17 protein-coding genes and 3 tRNA genes are annotated in these 22,094 nt (G+C 60.2%); 14 read left to right on the top strand and 6 right to left on the bottom strand.

Annotated elements, in window-relative coordinates; genetic code table 11:
* Position 1 precedes the first annotated feature (1 nt).
* The 5 genes from ACTPOE_RS14560 to ACTPOE_RS14540 all read left to right on the top strand — a co-directional run bounded on the left by ACTPOE_RS14560 (position 2) and on the right by ACTPOE_RS14540 (position 8,413).
* Positions 2-400 carry a CesT family type III secretion system chaperone gene (locus tag ACTPOE_RS14560; protein ID WP_458872962.1) on the top strand — a complete coding sequence of 133 codons (399 nt, stop codon included), beginning with the start codon at positions 2-4 and terminating at the stop codon, positions 398-400.
* Entirely contained in the window at positions 397-2,376 is a 1,980-nt protein-coding gene (gene sctC, locus ACTPOE_RS14555) for a type III secretion system outer membrane ring subunit SctC (RefSeq protein ID WP_458872961.1), read from the top strand. Before ACTPOE_RS14560 ends, sctC begins: the two co-directional genes overlap by 4 nt.
* Positions 2,377-2,489: 113 nt before the next feature.
* Positions 2,490-3,542 carry a hypothetical protein gene (locus ACTPOE_RS14550; protein WP_458872960.1) on the top strand — a complete coding sequence of 351 codons (1,053 nt, stop codon included), beginning with the start codon at positions 2,490-2,492 and terminating at the stop codon, positions 3,540-3,542.
* Between the two features lie 50 nt (positions 3,543-3,592).
* The gene (locus ACTPOE_RS14545) at positions 3,593-4,540 is read left to right on the top strand and encodes a hypothetical protein (RefSeq protein ID WP_458872959.1); all 948 of its coding nucleotides are present in this window, start codon (positions 3,593-3,595) and stop codon (positions 4,538-4,540) included.
* A 57-nt stretch (positions 4,541-4,597) separates the two neighbouring features.
* The gene (locus ACTPOE_RS14540; protein WP_458872958.1) at positions 4,598-8,413 is read left to right on the top strand and encodes a hypothetical protein; all 3,816 of its coding nucleotides are present in this window, start codon (positions 4,598-4,600) and stop codon (positions 8,411-8,413) included.
* Positions 8,414-8,570: 157 nt separating this feature from the next.
* Here the strand turns inward: ACTPOE_RS14540 and ACTPOE_RS14535 are convergent, their stop codons facing one another.
* A complete protein-coding gene (locus ACTPOE_RS14535; RefSeq protein ID WP_458872957.1) occupies positions 8,571-9,074 on the bottom strand; it encodes an RNA polymerase sigma factor in 504 nt (167 codons plus the stop codon).
* A gap of 231 nt (positions 9,075-9,305) precedes the next feature.
* Here ACTPOE_RS14535 and ACTPOE_RS14530 point away from each other — a divergent pair, with 231 nt between their 5' ends.
* The 3 genes from ACTPOE_RS14530 to ACTPOE_RS14520 all read left to right on the top strand — a co-directional run bounded on the left by ACTPOE_RS14530 (position 9,306) and on the right by ACTPOE_RS14520 (position 13,362).
* Positions 9,306-11,009, top strand: coding sequence for an IS1634 family transposase (locus ACTPOE_RS14530; RefSeq protein ID WP_458870344.1), 1,704 nt, complete (start codon positions 9,306-9,308; stop codon positions 11,007-11,009).
* 397 nt (positions 11,010-11,406) lie between these two features.
* Positions 11,407-11,895, top strand: coding sequence for a type III secretion system chaperone (locus ACTPOE_RS14525; protein ID WP_458872956.1), 489 nt, complete (start codon positions 11,407-11,409; stop codon positions 11,893-11,895).
* 18 nt (positions 11,896-11,913) lie between these two features.
* On the top strand, positions 11,914-13,362 hold the full coding sequence (locus ACTPOE_RS14520; protein WP_458872955.1) for a hypothetical protein: 1,449 nt from the start codon (positions 11,914-11,916) through the stop codon (positions 13,360-13,362).
* Here ACTPOE_RS14520 and ACTPOE_RS14515 read toward each other — a convergent pair.
* Positions 13,296-13,868: a BspR family type III secretion system anti-sigma factor gene (locus ACTPOE_RS14515; protein ID WP_458872954.1), complete on the bottom strand. Its 573-nt coding sequence runs from the start codon at positions 13,866-13,868 to the stop codon at positions 13,296-13,298. The two genes, ACTPOE_RS14520 and ACTPOE_RS14515, sit on opposite strands and share 67 nt — an antisense overlap.
* Positions 13,869-14,026: 158 nt before the next feature.
* Here ACTPOE_RS14515 and ACTPOE_RS14510 point away from each other — a divergent pair, with 158 nt between their 5' ends.
* The gene (locus ACTPOE_RS14510) at positions 14,027-15,064 is read left to right on the top strand and encodes an IS630 family transposase (RefSeq protein WP_458870376.1); all 1,038 of its coding nucleotides are present in this window, start codon (positions 14,027-14,029) and stop codon (positions 15,062-15,064) included.
* 187 nt (positions 15,065-15,251) lie between these two features.
* The gene (locus ACTPOE_RS14505; protein ID WP_458872953.1) at positions 15,252-15,587 is read left to right on the top strand and encodes an STAS domain-containing protein; all 336 of its coding nucleotides are present in this window, start codon (positions 15,252-15,254) and stop codon (positions 15,585-15,587) included.
* Between the two features lie 75 nt (positions 15,588-15,662).
* Here the strand turns inward: ACTPOE_RS14505 and ACTPOE_RS14500 are convergent, their stop codons facing one another.
* Positions 15,663-17,051 carry an L-serine ammonia-lyase gene (locus ACTPOE_RS14500; RefSeq protein ID WP_458872952.1) on the bottom strand — a complete coding sequence of 463 codons (1,389 nt, stop codon included), beginning with the start codon at positions 17,049-17,051 and terminating at the stop codon, positions 15,663-15,665.
* Positions 17,052-17,300: 249 nt separating this feature from the next.
* Between ACTPOE_RS14500 and ACTPOE_RS14495 the strand changes: the two genes are divergently transcribed.
* The 4 genes from ACTPOE_RS14495 (at position 17,301) to ACTPOE_RS14480 (ending at position 18,675) form a co-directional block, all read left to right on the top strand.
* Complete coding sequence (locus ACTPOE_RS14495; RefSeq protein WP_458872951.1) at positions 17,301-18,278, top strand: GlxA family transcriptional regulator; 978 nt, start codon at positions 17,301-17,303, stop codon at positions 18,276-18,278.
* Between the two features lie 126 nt (positions 18,279-18,404).
* A tRNA-Ala gene (locus tag ACTPOE_RS14490) sits at positions 18,405-18,480 on the top strand.
* A gap of 22 nt (positions 18,481-18,502) precedes the next feature.
* A tRNA-Glu gene (locus ACTPOE_RS14485) sits at positions 18,503-18,578 on the top strand.
* A gap of 20 nt (positions 18,579-18,598) precedes the next feature.
* Positions 18,599-18,675: transfer RNA gene (locus ACTPOE_RS14480), tRNA-Asp, on the top strand.
* Positions 18,676-18,753: 78 nt separating this feature from the next.
* On the opposite strand, the gene ACTPOE_RS14475 is transcribed toward ACTPOE_RS14480, so the two are convergent.
* From ACTPOE_RS14475 to ACTPOE_RS14465, 3 genes are all read right to left on the bottom strand, one after another.
* Positions 18,754-20,151, bottom strand: a complete 1,398-nt coding sequence (locus tag ACTPOE_RS14475) for an ISL3 family transposase (protein ID WP_458872950.1) — start codon at positions 20,149-20,151, stop codon at positions 18,754-18,756.
* A gap of 323 nt (positions 20,152-20,474) precedes the next feature.
* On the bottom strand, positions 20,475-21,683 hold the full coding sequence (locus ACTPOE_RS14470) for a zeta toxin family protein (RefSeq protein WP_458872949.1): 1,209 nt from the start codon (positions 21,681-21,683) through the stop codon (positions 20,475-20,477).
* Between the two features lie 4 nt (positions 21,684-21,687).
* A complete protein-coding gene (locus ACTPOE_RS14465; RefSeq protein ID WP_458872948.1) occupies positions 21,688-21,948 on the bottom strand; it encodes a hypothetical protein in 261 nt (86 codons plus the stop codon).
* Positions 21,949-22,094: the final 146 nt, after the last annotated feature.

The following is a 22,094-nucleotide window of genomic DNA, read 5'->3' as shown; positions in this document are numbered from 1 at the left end:
GATGACCGTCTCACCCCATCCCCTGGTTGCGGATTATGCGGCCCGCCATGGCATCCCGGACGCGGTGCGCGCCGACGGCCGCCTCACGGCGTGGATCGACGACAAATATCGTGTGCATCTGCTGGGGGCTCGCAATGGCTGGCTGGTGATCAGCGCGCGCCTGTGCCCGCTGCCGCCGGTCGGTATGGCGCGCGAGCGTTTTCTGACGGAGATCGGTCGGAGGGCCGCCGGCATGCTGAGCCGTCAGCCCTCGGCCTGCGTGATCGATCCGGACGAAGAGGCCTTGTGGCTGCAGCAGATGGTGCGGCCCGACGCGGATGCGCAGCGGCTGGACGAGGCCGTGGGCCGGTTCGCCAATGCCCTGTCGTTCTGGACGATCGCGGCGCGGTGGGCCGCATGAACGGGCGCCGGGACGTGATGAGGGCGCCGCGCGCGGATGTCCGCCGGACCGGCTCGCCCGGACGCTGGCTGCCGGTCTGCGCGCTGACCTTGTGCCTGACGGGCGCGCCCGCGCTGGCCGCGCCCAATTGGCCCATGGCCTCCTACAGCTATTACGCCCGGAACGAAAGTCTGGAAAACGTCCTGCGGCAGTTCGCGGGCGGTTTCAGCCTGGCCCTGGAAATGGCGCCCGGCGTGAAGGGAACGGTCAACGGCAAGTTCAACACCACGACGCCGACCGAGTTCATGGACAAGCTGGGCGGGGTGTACGGCCTGAACTGGTTCGTGTATTCGGGCACCTTGTTCGTCAGCCCCGCCAGCGCCATGGTCACGCGCCCGGTGAGCGCCATGGGCAGTTCGATCACGGCGCTGCGCGACGCCTTGCGGGAACTGGGCGTGCTCGATCCGCGCTTCGGCTGGGGGGAACTGGCCGACCAGGGGATCGCCCTGGTCTCGGGGCCGCCCGCCTACGTCAACCTGGTGCGCAAGATGGTGGACGCGCTGCCCCTGGGAGCGGGCGGGCAGCAGGTGGCGGTGTTCCGTCTCAAGCACGCCTCGGTCAATGATCGCGTCGTCAGCTACCGGACGCAGAGCATCGTCACCCCCGGCCTGGCGACGGTATTGCGCAATCTGATCCTGGGATCGGGCTCGGGCGCCAACAACGAGACGCTGGCGGCGGTGGCGGCGCCGTTGCGCGAGAATCCGCCGGCGTTCGCCAGCCCGGCCGGGGACGCGGGCGGCGCGCCGGCCCCGGGGGCGGCGGGCGCGGATGGATCGGCGGCGCCGGAACCCAAGCGGCGTGCCGGCCAGGGGCAGGGGCTGAGATTCCGCGAGCCGACGGTGCAGGCGGATCCCCGCCTGAACGCCATCATCGTGCAGGACATTCCCGACCGCATCCCCATCTACCGGCAGCTCATCGAGCAGCTCGACGTGCCGAGCACCCTGATCGAAATCGAGGCGATGATCGTCGACGTGAATTCCGACAACGTCAGCGAACTGGGCGTGTCCTGGGGCGCGCGCGCCGGGAACGCCGCCTTCGGCTACGGCGACCTCGGCCTGCGTCCCAGCAACGGGCTGCCGCTGGACAGCGCCTCCGACCTGTCTCCGGGCGCCCTGGGGCTGTCCATCAGCAATGTGCTGGCCGCCCGCCTGCGCGCGCTGGAAACCAAGGGGGCGGCCAACATCCTGTCGCAGCCCTCCATTCTGACGGCCGACAACATGGGCGCTCTGATCGACCTGTCGGACACGTTCTACATCCAGACCACGGGCGAGCGCGTGGCCACCGTCACGCCGGTCACGGTGGGCACTTCGCTGCGCGTGACGCCGCGCTACATCGAGGGGGGCGCGGACCGGCGCCGGGTCGAGCTCACGGTCGATATCGAGGATGGCCGCATCCAGGACGAGCGCAAGATCGGCGCGCTGCCGACGGTGCGCAAGAGCAGCATCAGCACACTGGCCGTCGTGGACGACGGGCAGACCCTGCTGGTGGGCGGCTACAACAGCAGCCAGGACAGCCAGCAGGTCGACAAGGTCCCCGGCCTGGGCGACATCCCCATTCTGGGCATGCTGTTCTCCCGCAAGAGCAAGACCGTGCAGCGCCGCGAGCGGCTGTTCCTGCTGCGCCCGCGCGTCGTGACGATTCAGGGCGATCCCGTGGCCTCGCCTCGCCGGCCGCCGGCCGGCGGCACCGGCCCGGCCCTGAGCGCCACTTGGCCGGACGGCGGCAAGCCCATGAGCGCGGGCGAATATCTCGACCTGATCCAGGGGCAGCGGACGCGGGTACGCTTCGAGAACGTGCGCGAGGCGCCGGTTTCCGGCCCCGTGCGGGTCGGGGCGTCCTATGTGGGCTCGAAGACGCATGGCGGGGCCGCGGATGGAGCGGACGCGGAGGCGCGGGGGCCGGTCGTGCATGTGGAGGTCCGGTCGGGGCGGGACTGAGGCGGACGGGGGGAACGCCGGACGGTCAGGTGTTACTCAACGGCATGGGATGTGATGGTGATCCACGACGCGATCGGATAGCGCGAGGGTGTCGATGATGGATCCCGGTTCACATGCACGACGTCAGAGGAGCCCGCATGGTGCCCAGCATTCAACGACAGCGTTTCGACGCCGCCGAAGTCTCGACCTTCCGACGCAAGCAGTTCGCGCCTCGCGCCCTGGGGCGGGTCGGCAATCTGCGCTTCAGGAACCAGCCCGGGGCCACGCAGGGGGTGCTCCGTATCCGCGCGCCGCGACAGTTCGTCCGGTTCCTGTCCTGGGTGGCGTCCAGCGTCACGCCCGGCGGCGGGCGGCCGGCACCGCGGGACGCGCTGGATCAGGCCTATGAAAACAGTCTGCTCGTCGCCGATCTGCTGGGCAGCCTGACGGCCAGCCCCGGCGACCCGAAGGCCCAGGCGCGGATCGCCAAGGCGCTGCTCGATCTGAGCCGGCTGTCCGGAGGAGATTTGTGCCGCCTGGACGGTGGCCGGGAGTCCCTGGGCGTTTACATGGGCGAGCTGCTTTCGAAAGATCTGGAGGCCTTGTGCGGCGGCGTGCTGGGTCATCACGAATGCCGCCGGCGGGTGCTTGAACAGGTGGGTGCCGACCGGCACGGCGAGGCCGCCCAGGTTCTGGAGCAGATCGCCGCCGCTCTGGATCACGAGACCGCCCGGCGGGCGGTCCCGGAATTGCTGGCGCAGATCGGCTTCATACTGGCCGGGAGAGCCTCCGTCGATGGCCTGACCCTGCTGAAGGGGCGGCTCGTCCATCTCTTCCAGGGGCTGACCATCCTGGGGGACTGCGCGGGGGACGCCCTGCTCGGCGCGTACATGCGGACTTTGTACGACGACGAACTGAGGGCCTGGTGGGCGGTGCTGCGTCCAGGCACGCTGGATGACGTCAAGTGGCTGCTGGATATCGGGTCCGCCCAGTCCGTGCTGGATCGTTTGAGCCGGGCGCTGAGCCGGGCGCAGGGCCGGAGCGTCCGGAGCCGGGAGGATCGGAGCATCCTCGATCTGCTGGCCAACCGCGTGGAAGACACCGTATCAAGGAGTCGACCGCGGCGCGACGATGCGCGGCCGGCCCGGTATGAACAAGAACGCTCATGTCCCGCGGGATACCCCTGAGGCGCCGGGCCGACAAAGTCACGAAATAGAGTAGAGGTAGAGTTCACATCATGGTCAATATTTTCATGGCCGGCGCTTCGAAAACCGGTCCATGCAGTCCCGGTTCCGGCATTGAAGTCCCGCAGGAGGCCGGGCGGGCAAAGCCCGCGGCCGGCGTCCTGGGAAAGGGCGGCACTTCGCATTTTTTGGCGACGGCGGGCGGCGTTCCCCGGGCGGGCCTCGGCGCGCGGAACAACGAGATCGGCTGTTTCCCGCACCGGATGGCGGCGGTCAACGCCGGCCCGGCGCCGTCGCGGATGCCGAGGGCGCAGCGGTCGCTGGTGCATTCGGCACGGGGCAACAGCAGCCGCATCGGAAATGTGCTGAACAACCTGGCGCGGACGGATCGTACAGGCCATCTGGGGACCGCCAGGAACCTGGTTCAGCTCGTTGAACGGTCGGGCGGCGATCTATCCGGTCTGACCGGAGGCGAGGCATCGCTGAAGTCGCGCCTGAGTTGCTTGAGCAATGAGCAACTGCATTGCCTGCGGTCCATTCGCGACACGCCGGGCGGCCTCGCAGGCTTGCGCGGCGTGATGAAGGAATGCATGTCGGCCGATCTGCGAGAAAAAGCGGACCGCTTGCTGGGCCGGATATTGGCGCGGATCGACATCGAAGCCATGAAGCGGGCGTTCCAGGCGCGGTTGCTGGCCGTTCGGGAGTGCTTGTCCGCGGAGCCGGTCAGTCGTCCCGCCGTGAAGGACGCGCTTTCATCCTTGGTGGGTCCGGCGGACGGATCCGGGGACAGGGAACGCGCATTCCGCGCCAGCGTGGCGACCCTGAGCGACGCCGATTTGCACGCCTGGATGGATAAGGGCGGCATGCTGGATAAGGCCTGGGCCGAAGTGCGGGAGCCGGAGAAAGGCGAGCCGGACCGCGCTGCGCGGCAGGCGCTGAAAACACTGACCAGCGCTGTTTTTGCGGAGGGGTACGTGCGGGGATTTCCCTATTCAGGATAAGGGCGGGGCGTATTCATTCACGCCCGCATGTGTTGTATTGCTGGAGGAGTCAAAATTATGCCATTCCCTAACTTTTGGACTTGCAAACGTGAGGTTGCCGTCAATAATTCTCAGGTTGGTATCCCCACAAACGCGTTTTCTCGTGGCGCTCTGGGGAAGTTTGGCTACTTACCCAAACCGGAAATGGCTGGCGCCACCAAGCGCGTCCCTGATCTCAATCCGTTGCAGTGGTTCGTTCAACGCGTGTCCGATGATATATCCGGCATCGTGGCGAAGGGCGCCGGACGGCGGGCGTCGCCGAAAGAGGTGAGGGAGGTTCGCAAGAATTCCCGCCAAATTGCTAATCTACTAGGAAGCTTGACGGGTTCGATTGATAACCCAGAAGACCGAAAGCGGATTGCCCGGTCGTTGGCTGATGTGGTCGAATGTGCGCCAAAACGTCCCTCCTCGGATACGGAAAAGACGGAGATGTCCCGGCGGCGTGGCGCTCAGGAATCTCTGGAATTTTATCTGGGAAAGCTGACTAACGATGAACTGCTGGTGGTTTATGTAACTGCATGTACTGCACTGAAAGCAGAACAGCAGAAGATGAGTGATGATATTGTGCTGCTTTGCGGCAGAAGAGGGGAGGGGGAAATCAAGCTGGTGCTGGAAGAGATTGCTCAGACTATAGAATCGCAGTGCGAAAAAAGATTAGCTTCCTATCTCTATAGCTATGCTTCGTGTGGCGATATGTCTCCTTCCAAGCCGAATCAAGCGCTTGTTTCTTTATCTAGAATGCTGGTCGATAGGAAGGCTGCTGGGGGGCGGCATAATATGATCTGGCCCAAGGAGAAAATCAATGGATGGTTTAATCGACGGGTGGATGATCTGTCCGTTGATGAGCTATCGCATTATGAAAAACTTATAAATAGAATGCATTTTGAATGTGCAGACGGTAAGGAAATTAATGAAGAAGTTAAGACTGGTCTCAGTCGTATAAGAGATGCGACTGTGAAGGAATTATGGATGGCAAAATGTTTGCGGGATATGGGTATTGCAATAACGCAGGACAGCATCGACAAGATGAAAGTATTGTTTGATTCTGATTTCATAGATGATGGTCGTGTGATAACCGCGTTGTATGGTTTACATCTTTCTAGTGATTTTGATGGCTTTAAGGGTGATTTTTTTTCTTTAGACCATAATGGTTTTCTGGATCTATGTGAGTCGATTAATGTAGGGAAAGCCTTGGTTTGCATGCAGGGGGCCATAGAAGCAAGATTAAATGTGCTGTACGATATTGAGATAAAAAAATTGGTTGGGGATCCGAAAAATGGCACAGAGGGAAAACCTCTTGTTGCGATGCGTGCCCCTGAGATTGCAAGTGATTTGGCTGGGCTTTGTGACCACATATGCAGTATAAAAGGAAAACAAGAAGCGCTGTTGACGAGGGGAGGCGAAGGCGGGATTCAGTTGGCAAAGAGAGTATGCCAATTATTGGATCATCTGGATGAACGCTTAAAAGCAGTAAATGTGCAGGATGGTGTAAATGGTACGGAACTCGCTGCTTTGAACACAAAAATGGTGGAGATGGGAGAAAAAATAGAAGAGAGTATCAAAATCATCAAGAAGCTAAGTAATGGAGAGGTGAGAAATGGAAATAATCCTGATGTTGCATATAAAAACTTGGTGGTTAATTTAAAGAAAAAGTCCGATGTGGAGAAAAACGATGTTCGCAAACAAATCACAGGCTTACGGAATGCCATAGAAGAAAGAGATGTTTACGAAACGATGGCGCGCCTGTTCGTGGTAGGAAGAAGATATGCGGGCGATTGGATATCAAAAGATGATCTGGGAGATGCAACAGTATGGGCCTGCGAGGCCGTTAATAAATTATTGAGAGATGGTGATTTTATTAAAGAAATTAGTCATGAAAATCTGAGAAAATCACTCGAATTACTTCGTAAATATAATAATAAGCTACCTAAAGTTCAGCCATCTGAAGATCCGAACTCGTTTGTTGTTCGTCGGCGTGCAAGGCGCCCCTCGCCCTCGGGATCTAAAAATAGAACTGATGGTGTATCGTCTCGGCGTGAAGTAATTACGGCAGAAGCTCTTGAAGATAGATTAGCGAAATTGGTCGGGGGATTCCGCTTCAATCTGCTCATGGAACCCTTCGAGAAAATGAGTTCCGAGCGTAAGGAGCAAGGGCTGCCTTCTGAAATGATTGCTGGTTTGAAGGCCGCGCGGGAAAATCTCAAGTCCCCTTCTGAGGGAACAATCGATCGGATTAAAATTGCGAAGAATCTATTCCGTCTGGATTCTAATTTACATTCAATTCTTCCTTTATTATCAGAAGAGGAGATGCGTGATTACAAAAAACTTTCTCAAGAGTTGCGTCAACAGTTATTGGATCTAAGCAAGCTGAATTCTGTTCAATTGATAGACTTGAGATCGGCCATAGATCAAGAGCCGGATTTTGAGGTGAATACCGTCTTGATTTCTTTGCGAGAGGCGCTGGTCGCGCGCGTGGAAGAGGGGCTTGAGGGCGACAATTTATTGAGAAAGGCAATAGATGAAAGAACGTATTTCGGAGCTTTGAAGGCGCTGATCAAAGAAAATCGTGATGTAGAAAATATCTATGGATTGTCCAGGACCGAGGCATTACGTGATCTGTTCACTCGATTTAATCTATCAGTGAATTCTAGGCTGAAGGACGCGTTGGGGAAGGGCCAGTTTGATGTGGCTTTTAATATTTTAGTCAAGTTGCGTGTAGCCGTCCGAGTCATGGACGAGTCGAATGAAGAGAAACTTGCGCACATTTTATCCGCTGCATTGGATGCAGGGAACCAGGAGTTTCGGGCATCGTTGCAGGTCCAGCTTAGTGATTCAGAATCAAGGTGGCATTCGCGGGGGTTCCCGGTTGGCGAGAATTTGCAGTTCCAGGTTGGTAATTTAGTAGACTTGACGGATGATCAACAGGAACGCTTGCTGTTGCTGTTGCTGGCGATGGATGATGTATTGGCACAGAGGGTATCTGACGAAATAGGAAAGTCGTGGTTGGAAATAAGAGAGAAGGTGGGTGCCAATCTTATTAAAGTAATAGCAGGAAATGATATTTCTGAGTTGGAAGGGTTGAGTACTCAATTAGATGAATTAGATAAATTAGGCGATTCTGATGGATCGACTAGGAGAGGTTTGATTTTTGGAATTTTTAATTCATGGTTCAAGTTGATCGGGAATATTGAGTTCAATAAAAAGATAGAGGATGGTCTGACTAAGCAAGAGATTCTGATGGTGCGCGAACAAATCCGGCGAGCAGAGAGTGCGCTGATGTCTTATTTACCTCCTGTTCTGGAAAAGACGGATATAAATGTAGTGGTAATGATGCAAGATAGAATACACGAATTTCTTCTTAAGCAGCCTGTGAACGGTGTCGAGCAGGCTTTGCAGGCCCTCTCTTGCAGGAGAGGGCTAGACGGGATGGTGCCTATATCCCTGCATGATGTGATGCTCAATAGAATCAATAAAATGGATGATCTCGTGAGTTTGAAGCTCACTCCCTGGTTAAATTTCCTGGATGGCAAAAAAGAAACTCTTCCGGAAGCTGAGGCAGTCCTCCCTTCGAAAGATAAGGCGAAAGATGAGGAAGTCCTCCCATTTCCCCAAAGATTAGAAATTTTTCATAAGGAATGCGGTGCTATTTTTGAAAATGTTGGCCGTCATAATATTTCGAAATCCATCACTTTACTAATCGATGGCCACATAAGAGCTGCTTCCAGGAGTTGGGCGGAGGATTATTCGTCCAGAACAAGGATGACGAATTCGACGAGAAATACCTATTTTTCGCCTGCGCCTGCGCCTGCGCCTGTGGTTGTTGCTTCTGAATGATCTGATTCCAGGACATTCAAGCCTTTGCGGTCTTTTTCCGGGGTGGGCGCATTGATGGCATGGTGGTTCCGTATGCTGCTTTGCGTCAATATCCGGGCTGAAAAAGCAGCAGCCGAAGCAGCCGTGAGCGGGGGTGATGACCGGCGTCTTGGCCGGATCAGCGCGTCAACCCTTTTTGTTCGAGCCTGTCCCGCAGCGCCGTCCGTGCCCGGGACAGGCGGCTGCGGACCGTGCCGATGGGGATGGAAAGCAGGGCGGCGGCTTCCTCGTAGGACAGGTCTTCGACCCCCACCAGCAGCAGGACATCGCGCATACTCTCGGGGAGTTCGTCCAGGGATTCCTGTAACAGACGCAGGGTCTGGGCGCGCGCGACGGCTTCTTCGGGGGAGGCGGTGTCGGCGGCCATGTCTTCCAGGCAGCTTTCGCCGACGAAGTCATAGCGGCGTTCGGGCGCCCGGGACAGATAGTTGCGGATCAGATTGAGCGCGATGCCGTATAGCCACGTGGAAAGCTGGGAGTCGCCACGAAAGGTCTGGTACGCACGCGCGGCTTCCATGAAAGCCTGCTGGGCGAGGTCTTCGGCCTCGCTGGTGTTGCCGATATGCCGGATGATGAAGCGCTGCAGGCGGCCGCTGTGCGCCTGGACCAGATCGCGGAACAAGTGCTCGTCCGGATGGCACGCAGGATCGGAATGAGCCGCCGGATGCTCGGGGGCTGATGCGATGTCATCAGGGTCAAGAGGGAGCACCTGAGTTCGACAGTTTGACCCCTGCTTTTTGATCGAAACGCAGTAACGACGCGGCTTTCACAGAATTACAACGATAATTTTGTAATGGCACGTTATCATAATTGCGCATTGACTATACTGTGTATATGTGATTATAGTAATGGCATGTTTATCAAAGTCACCAAGTCAGGCCCCCGCCGCTATGTGCAGCTCGTGGAGGCCTACCGCGACGACGCTGGGTGCCCCAAGCAGCGCACTGTGGCGACACTTGGCCGTTTGGACCAGATGGGTGATTCCATCAAGTCCCTGCACGAAGGCCTGGCGCGCATCCTGGGCATAGAGCCTTCACCAGCGCTTGATGATGGCACCGCCCGCTTCGATTCTTCACGAGCCATCGGGGACCTTTGGGCACTGACTCAGATCTGGAAGCAGCTGGGCCTGGATCGCCTGCGTCAGGTGCTGCGCCAGCGCACCCGCCACAAAATCGACCTGGAGGCGCTACTGCGCGTCATGGTCTTTAATCGCCTGAGCGATGCCGATTCAAAGCTTGGGACCCTGCGCTGGCTACAGACCGTCAGCTTTCCCGATACCGATCTGGCATCGGTTGAGCACCAGCAATTGCTGCGCACCATGGACGCGATGGTGGAGCACCAGGCCGTCATCGATCAGGCGCTGGTCGCAGCCGTCAAACCCTTGGTAAGTGAAGAATTGTCGGTGGTCTTCTACGACATGACCACGATTCGTGCCGAAGGGCTCTCTGAGCAAACGGATGACATTCGCCAGTTTGGCAAGTCCAAGGAAGGCATCATTGCCCGTCAGTTCATGCTGGGGCTGGTGCAAACCGCTGAAGGCATCCCGCTCTATCACGAGATCTTTGAAGGCAATACGGCCGAAGTGGGGACGCTGAAGGCCTCGCTGCAAAAGGTCATGGATCGCTTCCCGGTGCGCCGGGTAATCGCCGTCGCCGATCGAGGGCTGCTGTCGATTGACAACCTCGCAGACTTGCAAGCCATGCGCCTGCCCAATGGCCAGCCGTTGGAATTCATTCTGGCGGTCCCCGGCCGACGGTACAACGAGTTTGCCGAGCTGCTCGAACCGATCAACCAAGCGGCTATCGAGAGCGACAGCCCCGAGATCGTGGGCGAACAGGCGTGGCAAGGGCTGCGGTTGGTTGTTGCCCATGATCGGTACCGGGCTGCCGAACAAACGGCCCAGCGCGATCAGAAAATTGCAGCGCTCGAAGCCCAGGCCGCCCAGTGGGTCGGCAAACTGGACGCCCAGGATGCTGGGGTACGCGGCAAAGGCCGCAAGCTCTCCGATGGTGGCGCGCGCGCCCGGTTCTATCACGCGGTCTGCGAAGCGCATCTCGCACGCATCATCCGGGTAGACCTTAAAAGTGAGCTCTTCACCTACCAGGTCAATGAAAAGGCGCTGGCCCTGGCACGCGCCATGGATGGCAAGCTGCTACTGATCACCAACGTCTGCGATCTGGCGCCAGCCGATGTGATTAGCCGCTACAAATCCCTGGCCGACATCGAGCGGGGCTTCAAGGTGCTCAAGTCCGAAATTGAGATCGGACCCGTCTACCACCGACGCCCCGATCGCATCCGGGCACACGCCATGATCTGCTTTATTGCCTTGGTGTTGCAACGGGTCATACGCATGCGGCTGCGCGAACAGCCCGTGGCCGACGTGGTCTCGCCCGAGCGCGCCTTGTCGATTCTGCGTCGCATCCAGACCCACCGGGTCGTGCTGCCGGGCGGCAAATCCATCACGGGCATCTCGACGATCGATGCCGAACAGGCGGCCATCCTGAAGAGCCTGCAGGTTGGAAAGCTCACAGCAACTGAGGCCTTCGTTAATCTGTAATGGAGCGTTTTTAAGGCGCTTCTTTATAAATCAATGAGTTGCGGTTCTAACTGTCGAACTCGGGGGAGCATGGCCATGGTAGAGCGCGCGTGTGGTGGTCCAGGTTCTACGCTGGTCCGGGCCATTTTAGTGCCATGATGCATTTTTCACAACAATTTACTTTCAGTAAATGTTTGAACTATATACGATTTAAAAATCAAGAAAAATCGTCCGCACTGGGTGGATTGCGGGCTATTTTCACGGCACGGGCGCTTGCGGGGATCGATGGAAACAGGGGACGCCGCCCGCTTGATCAGGGTTTTCCCGCGTGTCGGAAAAGGAACGCCAGCCGCCGGGGCGTCACTCAGCATGATAGAGCCGGGCGTTTCCGCCTCGTTTTGACAATGTGAGGATACCCATGGACGTAGCAAGCTTGATTTCTTTCTTTGGCCAGGAATCCGGTATCGATCGTCTGGCGCTGAGCGAGGACGGAACTTTATCCCTGGTGTTCGAGGCGGGCCCCACGCTGCACCTGGAGCATGATCCGCAGGAAGATGTGCTGCATTGCTATGTGGTGATCGGACAGGCGCCGACCGATCCGGAGCGGCGCCATGAAATTTTCCAGCGGATGCTGGCCGCGAACGTGTTCGGTTGCGATACGGAAGGCGCCACACTGGGACTGGACGAGGTGACGGGGGATCTGGTGCTGTCGCGCCGCCTGGAACTGTCGCGGGCCGACACGGCCTGGCTGCGTTCGACCGCTGAAGCCATGGTGGCGGTGTCCGTGGACTGGCAGCGCCGCCTGGATGGCCCGGCGCAGGAGGGAGAATCATTCGGTGGTGTAGCGGCGTTCGATTCGGGTGTATCGCCCGGCGATGTCTCACCCGATCTCGGGCTTCGCGTCTGATCCGATGAGGAAGTGTCGATGTGTGGTATCCAGAATTTTTCGGTCGTCGTCCATGACGCCCGGTTCGACCGGGCGGCGTTCGCGCCGGGCGCCCTGGGGGCGGTCGGCAATCTGCGTTTCAAGAAGACGCGCGATGCGACGCCGCCCGCCGCGCCCATCAATCCGCTGCGGAAGTTCGGGCTGCTTCCGCTCGAGGCGGGGCCCGCCGGTGCCGACCCCGCGCGGCGGCCGACGCGCCGGGAGCGGGCGCGAGCGTACCATGGCAGCCGCTGCATCGGCGATCTGCTGGGCAGTCTGACGGCCCGAGCCGACGATCCGAAGGCCTGGGCGCGGGTCGCCGGAATCCTGGCTCGATTCGCCGGACGGCCCGGTGACGGCCTGTCCGGGTCGTTCGGTGGCCGGGAAGCGCTGAGGTGCTACCTGGGCGAACTGCTTGAGCGGGATCTGGAGGCTCTGCGCGGCGGTCCGCTGGGCGATCTCGTCAAAACCCGGCGGCTGAATCATCCCCCGGCGACCAGTGTGTTCCGCGAGGCCGTGCTGGACGAGGTATGCCGGCTCCATGGGAATGGCAGCCGGGCCGGCCGGTGCCGCGTCCAGGCCGGCCGTATCCTGGATCAGGTCGTGCGGGCCTGCGACGAGGAAAGCGCCCGCCGGGCGTTCCAGCGGCCTGTGCGGGAGATTGGCGCGCTGCTGTCCTGGACGCCGGTCGATACGCTGGCCGTGGGGGCGCGGCTGCGCCTTCTGCGCCGCGGCCAGACTTGGCTGGGAGCTGAAAAGCTCTATATCTATGTGAACACGCTGTCCAATGGTGAGTTGAAGGATCTGCTGCGGCATGCGGACAGGCTGGATGCGGTCAGGCCGGCGCTCAATCGGGCGCTCAGAGAGGCGCCGGCTGATGATCGGGATCCTCCGGGCCTGAACGCCGCGCTGGACGCGTTGAGCGATTTGAGCGATGCATTGCACCAGGAAACCTGGAGTCGGGTGGACGGGATGGCGCCCGGTCTGATCGAGAACCTGAAATCAGTGGCGGGCGACCGGGACCCTGGCCGCATCCTGGAAGAACTGATCGATCTGGGTGAGCAGGTCGAGGTTGTGCGGGATGCATTCGAAACGCCGCCGCTGGCCCTGGCTTTGGCATTGAGCGAGCAGGTCTCCCGGGCGGTGAATCATCTGTTCGATTTGACTGCCATGAGCGGTGAGCGGCTGATGGTTTTTCGGAGACGGGTGCTGGATGTCGGATCGGAGGCTGAACGGAACTTGCGGGCGCTCGAGCCGTATTGCGGCCCGAACCGCGGCGACGGGATGGTGGCGGTCCTGGGGCGGGCCTTGGACGGGGAGATCCGGGCGCGGCGCCTGGTTACCGGGATGGGATGCCGGGTCGCGGGCGGCCGGCGAGTGTCTCAGAGGGATGGCCGAAGCAGGGCTTTCAGCCATTCCCTGGCGGTTTCGGCTGTCACCGGGTATTGATTCCGGGCGGCGGCGTCCTCGAACTTGTTCTGCATGGCTTGGTCGATGCGCCGGGCATCGACGCTGGCCGGATCGATGTTCAGTTCGCGGCAGGCGGCGTGGAATCCGGTCCCCCTGGTTGTGGCCGAATACTTCAAGCGGGTGGCGAAATCGACGCCCGACAGAACCTGGGCGGATGTCCGCGCCATTTCCACCGCGTCCACGACTGTACGCGAATCCAGAGGTTTGCCTGGCTTGGCGTCCAGGTTCAGGCGGTTGGCCACGGCGTCGGCGATGTCGGCGCCATAGCGGTTCGAGAGGGCCAGGACGAACATTCGGGTCGTGTCCACATCCGGGGAGACCCAGGCCGCCTCGCGACCGCTGGGGGTCCTGCCCGTGCCCAGCACCTGCATGGATTGCCTCGAGATGGTGATATACACCACCTCGGTGTTTTGGGCGGCTGCCTCGAAGCGATCCAGGCCCGGGATGCCCGGAGGAGGAAACGAAGCGGTTGGGTCGGTATGCATGGATATGATGAATGAAGCAATGGCGGTAGGGTGTTCACCAATCGTGAATCTTACATTTGAGTAGCCATGGTACTCAAAAGGTTCCCGCCAAAATGTACACTATAGATCAGGCCCATAAATAGATTGAAATTCTGTCGATCTGATGCGATGCTTTGCGGATGGAAAAAGATGATGCAAGAAAGCTCAGTCCGGCCGAGCAGCATGAGAGGCGTCGGCAGGTGATTCGTGCGTACAAACGCGGACGAAGCAAACCTCAGATCGCCGTTGACGTTGGGCTGAGTCACACGGCGGTGAGCAAGGTGATCGCACGCTATGAGGCGGGGGGGATGCTGTCGCTGGCACCCCGTCGGCGTGGCCGTCGCCGTGGCGAGGATCGCGCACTGACCGCCGAGCAGGAACAGACGGTGTGCCGCATCATCTGCGACAAACGCCCCGAGCAGCTGAAGATGGACTTTGCGCTGTGGAGCCGTGCGGCGGTTATGCAGCTGATCGAGCGCGAGTGTGGTGTGACGCTGCATGTGCGCTCGGTGGGCAAGTATCTGGCCCGCTGGGGCTTCACCCCGCAGAAGCCGATCAAGCGTGCTTACGAGCAATCGCCCGCCGCGGTGCAAACCTGGTTGGAGGACACGTATCCGGCCATCGCCGAACGTGCCAAGGCCGAGGGCGGCGAGGTCCACTGGGGTGACGAGACGGCGCTGGTGAACACCGACGTGCGCGGTCGCAGCTATGCGCCCAAGGGCAAGACTCCGGTGGCGATGGCCATTGGCGGGACGCGGCAGAAGCTGTCGATGATCGCCAGCGTCACCAACCAGGGCAAGGCACGCTGGATGATCATTGATGGCGCGTTCAATCACGAAAAGTTGATCGAGTTCTTCGAGTCGCTGGTCCAGGATGCCGGGCGCAAGGTGTTTCTGATCCTGGACAACCTGGGCGTGCATCACTGCAAGCCGGTGAAGGCGTGGTTGGCCGCACACTCCGATCAGATGGAAGTGTTCTATCTGCCCAGTTACAGCCCCGAACTCAATCCCGAAGAACGCTTGAATGCCGATCTCAAACACGTCATCGGGCGCAAGGTTCCGATACGCACGAAGGCCAAACTACGCGCCGCTGCAGAAGAGCACATGCAAGTCGTCGCCAGCGAGCCGGCACGTGTCAAAGCCTACTTCCAAGACTTCCACGTCAAATACGCTGCGTAAAACTGTTTGAGGGCCGGATCAATAAGATTACCAATCGTATGCTGGGATCGTTGGACAGCCTCTCGGGCGTCGGCCTGGTCGGCCCGCGGGGCGCTCCCGATCGTACCCGTGACGGCCGGGGGCGAGTGCTGTCATGCCGCCATTTCGCGTATGATGAGAATCGATTTTCCTATCCGCCCAAGCCGCCATGCCTTTTGCCATCGACAAGTCCGGAACCGCGCTTATCGTCCAGCCCGAAGGCCAGGTCAATAGCGCCAACGCCGCCGCTTTCGAGGCCGACCTTCTGGCACTGGTGGATAAGGGTGAACAGCGGATTGTGCTGGATCTGGCACGCCTGAACTATATTTCCAGCGCGGGCCTGCGGGTCGTGCTGCTGTTGGCGAAAAAGCTCAAGCAGTCGGACGGGGCGCTGGCTTTGTGCGATATCCAGCCCTATGTGCGCGAGGTCTTCGAGATCAGCGGCTTTCTCGCCATCCTGAATGTCTACGCGACCCGCGCGGAAGCCGTCGCCGCCCTGGGATGAGTCCGGACACAGGGCGGTCCCCGCGGACTGCCCTGTGCCTGACGAATCGGAGCGGCCCGCAAGCCGCGACGTGGATCAGCACTCCACCACGTTCACGGCCAGCCCCCCGCGCGATGTCTCCTTGTATTTCGACTTCATGTCGGCGCCGGTCTGGCGCATGGTCTCGATGACCGTGTCCAGCGAGACGTGGTGCCTGCCGTCGCCGTGCAGCGCCAGGCGCGAGGCATTGATGGCTTTGTTACCGCCCATCGCGTTGCGCTCGATGCAGGGGATCTGCACCAGCCCGCCCACAGGGTCGCAGGTCAGGCCCAGATTGTGTTCCATGCCGATTTCCGCCGCGTTCTCGACCTGGGCCACCGTGCCGTCCTGCACGGCGGTCAGCCCGGCCGCCGCCATCGAACAGGCCACGCCCACCTCGCCCTGGCAGCCGACCTCGGCCCCCGAGATCGAGGCGTTTTCCTTGTACAGGAAGCCGATGGCAGCCGCCGTCAGCAGGAAGTCCACCACGCCGTCCTCCGACCAGCCGGGGACGAAGGCGCGGTAGTAGCGCAGCACGGCGGGCAGCAGGCCCGAGGCCCCGTTGGTCGGCGCCGTCACCACCCGGCCGCTGGCGGCGTTTTCCTCGTTCACGGCCATGGCGTACAGGTTTACCCAGTCCATGGCGAACATCACGTCGTCCTCTTTCTTCGGGCCCGCCTTCAGCTGGGCGTACAGCGCCGGGGCGCGGCGGCGGACCTTCAGGCCGCCGGGCAGGATCTCGTCGGTGACCGGGCCGCGCAGGCCGCAGCCCCGGTCGATGGCATCGTCCATGACCCGGGCGATGCGCAGTACGCCGGCGCGGACCTCTTCGGACGGGCGCAGAGTGGATTCGTTGGCCATCATCAGCTGCGCGATCGTCAGGCCGTGCCGCCGGCAGGTATCCATGAGTTCCGCCCCGGTGGCGAAGGGGTAGGGCATCGGCGCGTGTGCGGGCACGGTCTCGTCCGTCTCGATGCTGTCCAGCGCGCGGATGAAGCCGCCGCCGATCGATACGTAGCGTTCGTCCAGCAGCGTCCCGCCCGCGGCGTCCAGGGCGATGAAGCGCATGCCGTTGGGGTGTTCCGGCATGGGTTTGACCCTGCCGGAAAAGGCGCGTCCGGGATCGAAGGCGATTGTGTGGCCGCGCCAGAGCGTCAGCCGGTGGTCGCGCGCCACGGCGTCGATCAGGTCGCCGATCGTGGCGGGATCGACCGTGTCCGGGGCCTCGCCCATCAGGCCCAGCATGATGCCCATGTCGGTGCGGTGGCCCGCCCCGGTTTCCGCCAGGGAGCCGTAGAGCTGGATGTTCAGGTCCGTCACCCGGGACAGCAGTCCGCGGGCATCCAGGTTGCGGGCGAAATTGCGCGCGGCGCGCATCGGCCCCACTGTGTGGGAACTGGAAGGTCCGATGCCGATTTTGAAAATGTCGAAGACCGACAGCGCCATGATCATCCTCCTGTGCGCGTGGGCTGCTTGGCTGGCCGCGCGGATGTTTCGGCCGGACTGTCCCGGTCTTTTCCGCGCCTGGGCGTTTTCTTTCAGATTCTAGTGATTTTGTGAATTCTGGATTGAATGAAAACGACATCAAGCAGGAACAGGAAGCTTTTTTATGGATCCGGGGTGATGAAACCCTGTCCAGGCAGTCAGGTGGTATTATCCAATTATGGAACACAAGCGACATCAAGGTTCTAAAATATGAATGAAAACGACGTTCCGATCCGGATGGGATTCGTCCTGCTGCCGCAGTTCGCCATGGGAGCCTTCGCCGCCTTCGCCGATCTGCTGGGACTGCTGGACGTCCAGACCGATACGTCCGGTCCCTGCGCCTGGGAGGTCGTCGCCGACACTTTGATCCCTGTGCGCTCGGCCAGCGGCATCCAGGTCGTGCCGACCGACCTGCTGGGCGACCCTCTGCGGTTCGACTATGTCATTGTCGTCGGCGGTCCGTTGCCGCCCGCGGCCGATGCGGGTCCGGCGCTGCCGGCCTGGCTGCGCCAGGCGGCCCGGGGCGGGCGCCATCTGGTCGGGCTGTGCAATGGGGTCCATACCCTGGCCCGGGCCGGCGTGCTGGCCGGGCATCGGTTGTGCGTCGGTGGCGATCAGTACCGCGATTTCGCCGACCGTTTTCCCGCCATCGTCCCGGAGCGGATCGTCACCGACCGGCCCTCGGTGTTCGACCGGCGCCGCATCACCTGCGTCGGCGGGGCCTCCGTCACCGATGTCGCCGTGCGTATCCTGTGCTGCCATCTGCCGGAGGCCGACGTCCGCCGCGCTCTGCGCTGCCTGCAGATCGACGCGGCCGGCGGGCGGGGCGGGCAGATCCAGCCCCCGCCGCCCGGCGTCCCGGCCGACAGCCCGCCCGCCCTGCGCCGCGCCACGCTGGTGATCGAGCAGTACGCGGGCCAGATTCCGAGTCTGGGCGACCTGGCCGATCGCCTGGGCCTGTCTTCGCGCCAGTTGCAGCGGCTGTTTCGACAGCACCTGGACACCACGCCGCAGGCCTACGCCCGCGCCGTGCGCCTGCGCCAGGCGGCCTGGATGCTGCGCCACACCGACAAGGCCATCGCCGCCATCGCCTCCGATTGCGGCTTCGCCGACTCGGCCCATATGGGGCGGGTCTTCCGTGCCGCGCACGGCATGGCGCCCGGCGCCTGGCGACGTCAACGCCGCTAAATAAATGTCCGCCTTCCCCCTCCGGACAGGGCATTCTCACGTTGCGCCAACGAAAGTTTTGCCTCGCTTGCACACGAAAAAAAATTCGTGCATAATCTCGTTTCTTCGTTAACGAAGACCTTGTTTGGGGGTATAGCTCAGCTGGGAGAGCGCTTGCATGGCATGCAAGAGGTCAGCGGTTCGATCCCGCTTACCTCCACCAAACTTTCGTTGTCGAATGTCCTGTCCCCTTCGTCTAGAGGCCTAGGACATCACCCTTTCACGGTGAGTACAGGGGTTCGAATCCCCTAGGGGACGCCAGGATTTTCTGGCACCGCTGCGGAGCGGTAGTTCAGTTGGTTAGAATACCGGCCTGTCACGCCGGGGGTCGCGGGTTCGAGCCCCGTCCGCTCCGCCAAAAGATACAGTGAAAAAAAACACTTGCACCATGCAAGTGTTTTTTTTCGGCTATTCGTAAAAGTTGGTTGAAACGGGATCAAAGCTCCCCCGCCTCGATCATGCGAATGAGTGTTGAAATGTCTGCGCCGTAGTTCTTGGGTGGCGGTGGTGCCTTGTGTTGGTCAGCCTCTTTGGGAGGCTTCATTGCCCGCACCTTTTCAAGCACAGGCAGTCCATAGCCCATCGCGTCATCTGGCAACGCTCTACCTATCTCGGCAGGCTCCGGCGCACGCTTTCTCTCGAACTTGGGCCGTGCCTGCTTGCGGCTATGGATGCCCTCGGTGAAGAGAATCTTGGCCCGCAGTGCCTCGAACGAGTAGCCACGGCCCAGCCGGTTCATGACGCGGATCAGGCTGTTCAGGCTCTCCGTGTAGGCGTTTGTGATGGGGTGCTCGAAGTAGTTGAGGATGAAGGGCTGCCAGTTGGTGAAGGCCCGGATCAGGTCGTGGAAATACGGCCTAATCTCGGGCGACACATCCTTGCTCCAAGCCTCGTAGCGCCTCAAGACGCTCTCCGGTGAGTCCGAGTCCTCGTAGATGGCGTAGAAGGCTTCCTTGAGCCTGTACGCCTCTCCCAAGGCCGGATAGTTCTTCGTCCAGCCGTCAAGGTTCAGGCGCTCTTCATCGTTCAAGGTGCGCTCGCGCTTCAAGAGCACGAAGCGGTCGTGCATCAACCCGCGCTTCTGTTTCAGCGTCAGTTCGGCACGCAGCCCTTTGCGGGCCTTCTCCATCGCGTCGTTCGCCATCCTGACGACGTGAAACTTGTCGATGACAATGGTGGCGTCTGGCAACACCGCAGTCACCGCATCGCGGTAGGGCGTCCACATATCCATCGCCACATACTGCACCTTGTCCCGGTTCGGCATCTTGAACAGGTACTTCGCCACCGTGTCCTTGTTCCGGTTGTGGAGCATGTCCACGATGGTGTTGTTCTGGATGTTCGAGACGACGCAGCGTGGCTTGTTGATGATGTGGATTTCGTCAATGCCCATCCACTTCGGCGTCTCGAAGCGGATGGTCTGCTCAAGCTCGTTGATGTAGTCGCGGAAGATGTTGCGGATCGTCCCTTCGACCACGCCGGTTTCGTCGGCCAGCGAGGTAAAGGTACGCTTCAACGCCTGCTGCCCGATCCACTTCACCAGTCGGTCGGTCATCATCCGGTTTTCGGCCAGCAGCGGCAGTGCCTGCGAGAAGGTCTTGCCGCAGGCTTGGCAGCGCAGCCGCTTGGTGTCGATGCAGATGCCCACGCGCTTCCCGTGCATGGGCAGGTCTTTGAACGCCTGCTCGCGGGTTCCCCACGAGTTCAGGCGGTCGGACTGGCAGTGCGGACAGACAGCGGTCACGTCCACCGGCTCGGCGGTGACGTGGTAGTCGTGGTCGGATTCCTGCACGCGCAGTACGCGGTACTGCGGGAGGTTCAGAATGTTCGCGGGCATTGATTACGACTGATCCCAAGCGTCAATGGTCAGAGCCGCATCGGTTGGGCAGGTGCGGATGCACTCGGGTCGCAAGTTGACCTTGCCCATCCTTATAGGACAGGATTTTTCCGGTACTTGAGCGTTGTGCAGGTACGAACTCCAACTTGGAGGGTTGTATAGGTCGGGACGGCCCGGCTCATTCAGCACGAGACGGCTGGTGAACCGCCCGCCGTACTCGGCTGCATCACGGTGCATCTTGCCCTTGAGGCGAATGACCTCATGGCTGCGCTTGTGCCGTGGCAGCGTCACGAATGGAGGGCGGCGTTTGGCTCCGGGGAACTTCATGGCTCGCATCCCTCGCCAGTATGTCCGGCGCTGGGCCGCGCCGATTGTTCAAGAATGAATCGGTTAATGGCATCCAGTGCAGCGGCTTTGCCAGCCAATGAAACTGTACCGGGGCTGTAATTGCAAAGAACCTCAGCTACGCTTTCAGATGTTTGCTGATGTTCGCCGATGCTTTCGATCACGACCGCCCTGTCAACGGCGTGCCAATCGACACGATCAGGATTAGTTGTGCTGCGAATCGTTGTGTCTGCAATTTGCCACAAGGTATAGGCGGCACCGGCTGCTCGTTCGAGCGACGAAAGCCCGCTTACACGTCGCAGAATCTCGTCGCGATAGCTGGAACCATTGGCCTGATATTCGCACTGAAGGTATGTTTCTGCCACATTGCGAACAATTTGAATGTCTGATTCTGCTGCGCGGCGCGCAGACATCATCGTCAAAACCGTTGACCATTCCGACTCACGTTGCCGAACTTCATCGGCTGTCGGGGTTCGGTTTCTTTCAGCTTGAATAACTGCCGCGCCTTGCGGATTTTGTGACCAGCCTCCTTGCTCAAGAGTATTGGCATACAACAACACGCCGCGCCTGTTGTAGACCTCTACACGATCAGCAAAGCAATGATCTTCTATCAGCCCAACCGTGACAGGCACACCCACATACGCTTCGTTGTGGGCTTTGATATTCGACCAGCGGCCAGAACCCTTGGCTGCCTTCTGCTCTTCATAGCGTCGAAAGATGCCTGCAACACTATCGTGTTCGCTTGCAGCAATGATCCGAGCAGTGATTTGATACCCTGACGATTTCAACCGGGCCATTGTTTGCGTGATAGGCCCCGCCTCACGCATGGTTCCCTCGAAGAGAATGTTCCGCCGAGTCTCAATAGCACGATCAAAAAGTTGCTTCGTCCACTGCCTTGCGTGCGGGTCGGTCAATTCAGCGAAATGTCGCTCATCCGCTTTCTGAATTTCCCTATATTGCGGATGGTAGTAGCGCAGTTCGTCCCCATTGATCGACACAACATTGCCGCCGGAGAAGTCCTGCTTGCTCGCTTCCAGCAAACCGCTTTTTCCTGCGCCGGGCTGACCACCAAGAATGATGACCTTCGGGCTATCCTGCGGAGTTGTTCCGCTGAAATGATGCGCTTCGATCTTTCTGTAGATCGCGGCGTGTTTGGCTGCCGTCAGTAGGAACTGCCGATCTGTCATGAGATCAGGCGTGCATGGGTTTCAACATCGGGGCATAGACGTACAGCGCCCGATTGATGATGTCGCGATTACTTGGTGTCAGCGCCCGGCGCTCACCAAGAACAATGTCCAACTCGTGCTCAAGCGCAGTGATGCGCTCAGAGTTCGGTTCCACCTTTTCCTGCTCGGTGTCGATCTCACAGTTCAAGTACCCGATGTACTCAGCCAGCGTTTCGGTGGCGGCTTCGAGGCGTGCCGTTTCGGCGATGGGGGAGGCAGCGTTCATGGGGACTCTCCAACACGATTTTGCGATTTTATGAGACTAATTCTATCCGTTCCAGCCCAGAATTGCAACACGATTTTACGATCTATGTTCCTAGTGCGTCGTCGTCAGCGCCTTCCGGCGCCCACACACTTTTGCGAATCCCTTTT

The organism is Castellaniella sp. WN, from assembly GCF_054457555.1.
The sequence above is the reverse complement of the archived record's forward strand: the minus strand, read 5'-3'. Positions and strand labels throughout refer to the sequence as shown.

Excerpts from the sequence above, each read along its gene's own strand:
- ACTPOE_RS14525 (WP_458872956.1), top strand. The coding sequence starts at position 11,407 with ATGGACGTAGCAAGCTTGATTTCTTTCTTTGGCCAGGAATCCGGTATC.
- ACTPOE_RS14550 (WP_458872960.1), top strand. The coding sequence starts at position 2,490 with ATGCACGACGTCAGAGGAGCCCGCATGGTGCCCAGCATTCAACGACAG.
- ACTPOE_RS14475 (WP_458872950.1), bottom strand. The coding sequence starts at position 20,151 with ATGCCCGCGAACATTCTGAACCTCCCGCAGTACCGCGTACTGCGCGTG.
- ACTPOE_RS14505 (WP_458872953.1), top strand. The coding sequence starts at position 15,252 with ATGCCTTTTGCCATCGACAAGTCCGGAACCGCGCTTATCGTCCAGCCC.
- ACTPOE_RS14515 (WP_458872954.1), bottom strand. The coding sequence starts at position 13,868 with ATGCATACCGACCCAACCGCTTCGTTTCCTCCTCCGGGCATCCCGGGC.
- ACTPOE_RS14500 (WP_458872952.1), bottom strand. The coding sequence starts at position 17,051 with ATGGCGCTGTCGGTCTTCGACATTTTCAAAATCGGCATCGGACCTTCC.
- ACTPOE_RS14540 (WP_458872958.1), top strand. The coding sequence starts at position 4,598 with ATGCCATTCCCTAACTTTTGGACTTGCAAACGTGAGGTTGCCGTCAAT.
- ACTPOE_RS14530 (WP_458870344.1), top strand. The coding sequence starts at position 9,306 with ATGTTTATCAAAGTCACCAAGTCAGGCCCCCGCCGCTATGTGCAGCTC.
- ACTPOE_RS14465 (WP_458872948.1), bottom strand. The coding sequence starts at position 21,948 with ATGAACGCTGCCTCCCCCATCGCCGAAACGGCACGCCTCGAAGCCGCC.
- ACTPOE_RS14510 (WP_458870376.1), top strand. The coding sequence starts at position 14,027 with ATGGAAAAAGATGATGCAAGAAAGCTCAGTCCGGCCGAGCAGCATGAG.
- ACTPOE_RS14560 (WP_458872962.1), top strand. The coding sequence starts at position 2 with ATGACCGTCTCACCCCATCCCCTGGTTGCGGATTATGCGGCCCGCCAT.
- ACTPOE_RS14495 (WP_458872951.1), top strand. The coding sequence starts at position 17,301 with ATGAATGAAAACGACGTTCCGATCCGGATGGGATTCGTCCTGCTGCCG.
- ACTPOE_RS14545 (WP_458872959.1), top strand. The coding sequence starts at position 3,593 with ATGGTCAATATTTTCATGGCCGGCGCTTCGAAAACCGGTCCATGCAGT.
- ACTPOE_RS14520 (WP_458872955.1), top strand. The coding sequence starts at position 11,914 with ATGTGTGGTATCCAGAATTTTTCGGTCGTCGTCCATGACGCCCGGTTC.
- ACTPOE_RS14470 (WP_458872949.1), bottom strand. The coding sequence starts at position 21,683 with ATGACAGATCGGCAGTTCCTACTGACGGCAGCCAAACACGCCGCGATC.
- sctC (WP_458872961.1), top strand. The coding sequence starts at position 397 with ATGAACGGGCGCCGGGACGTGATGAGGGCGCCGCGCGCGGATGTCCGC.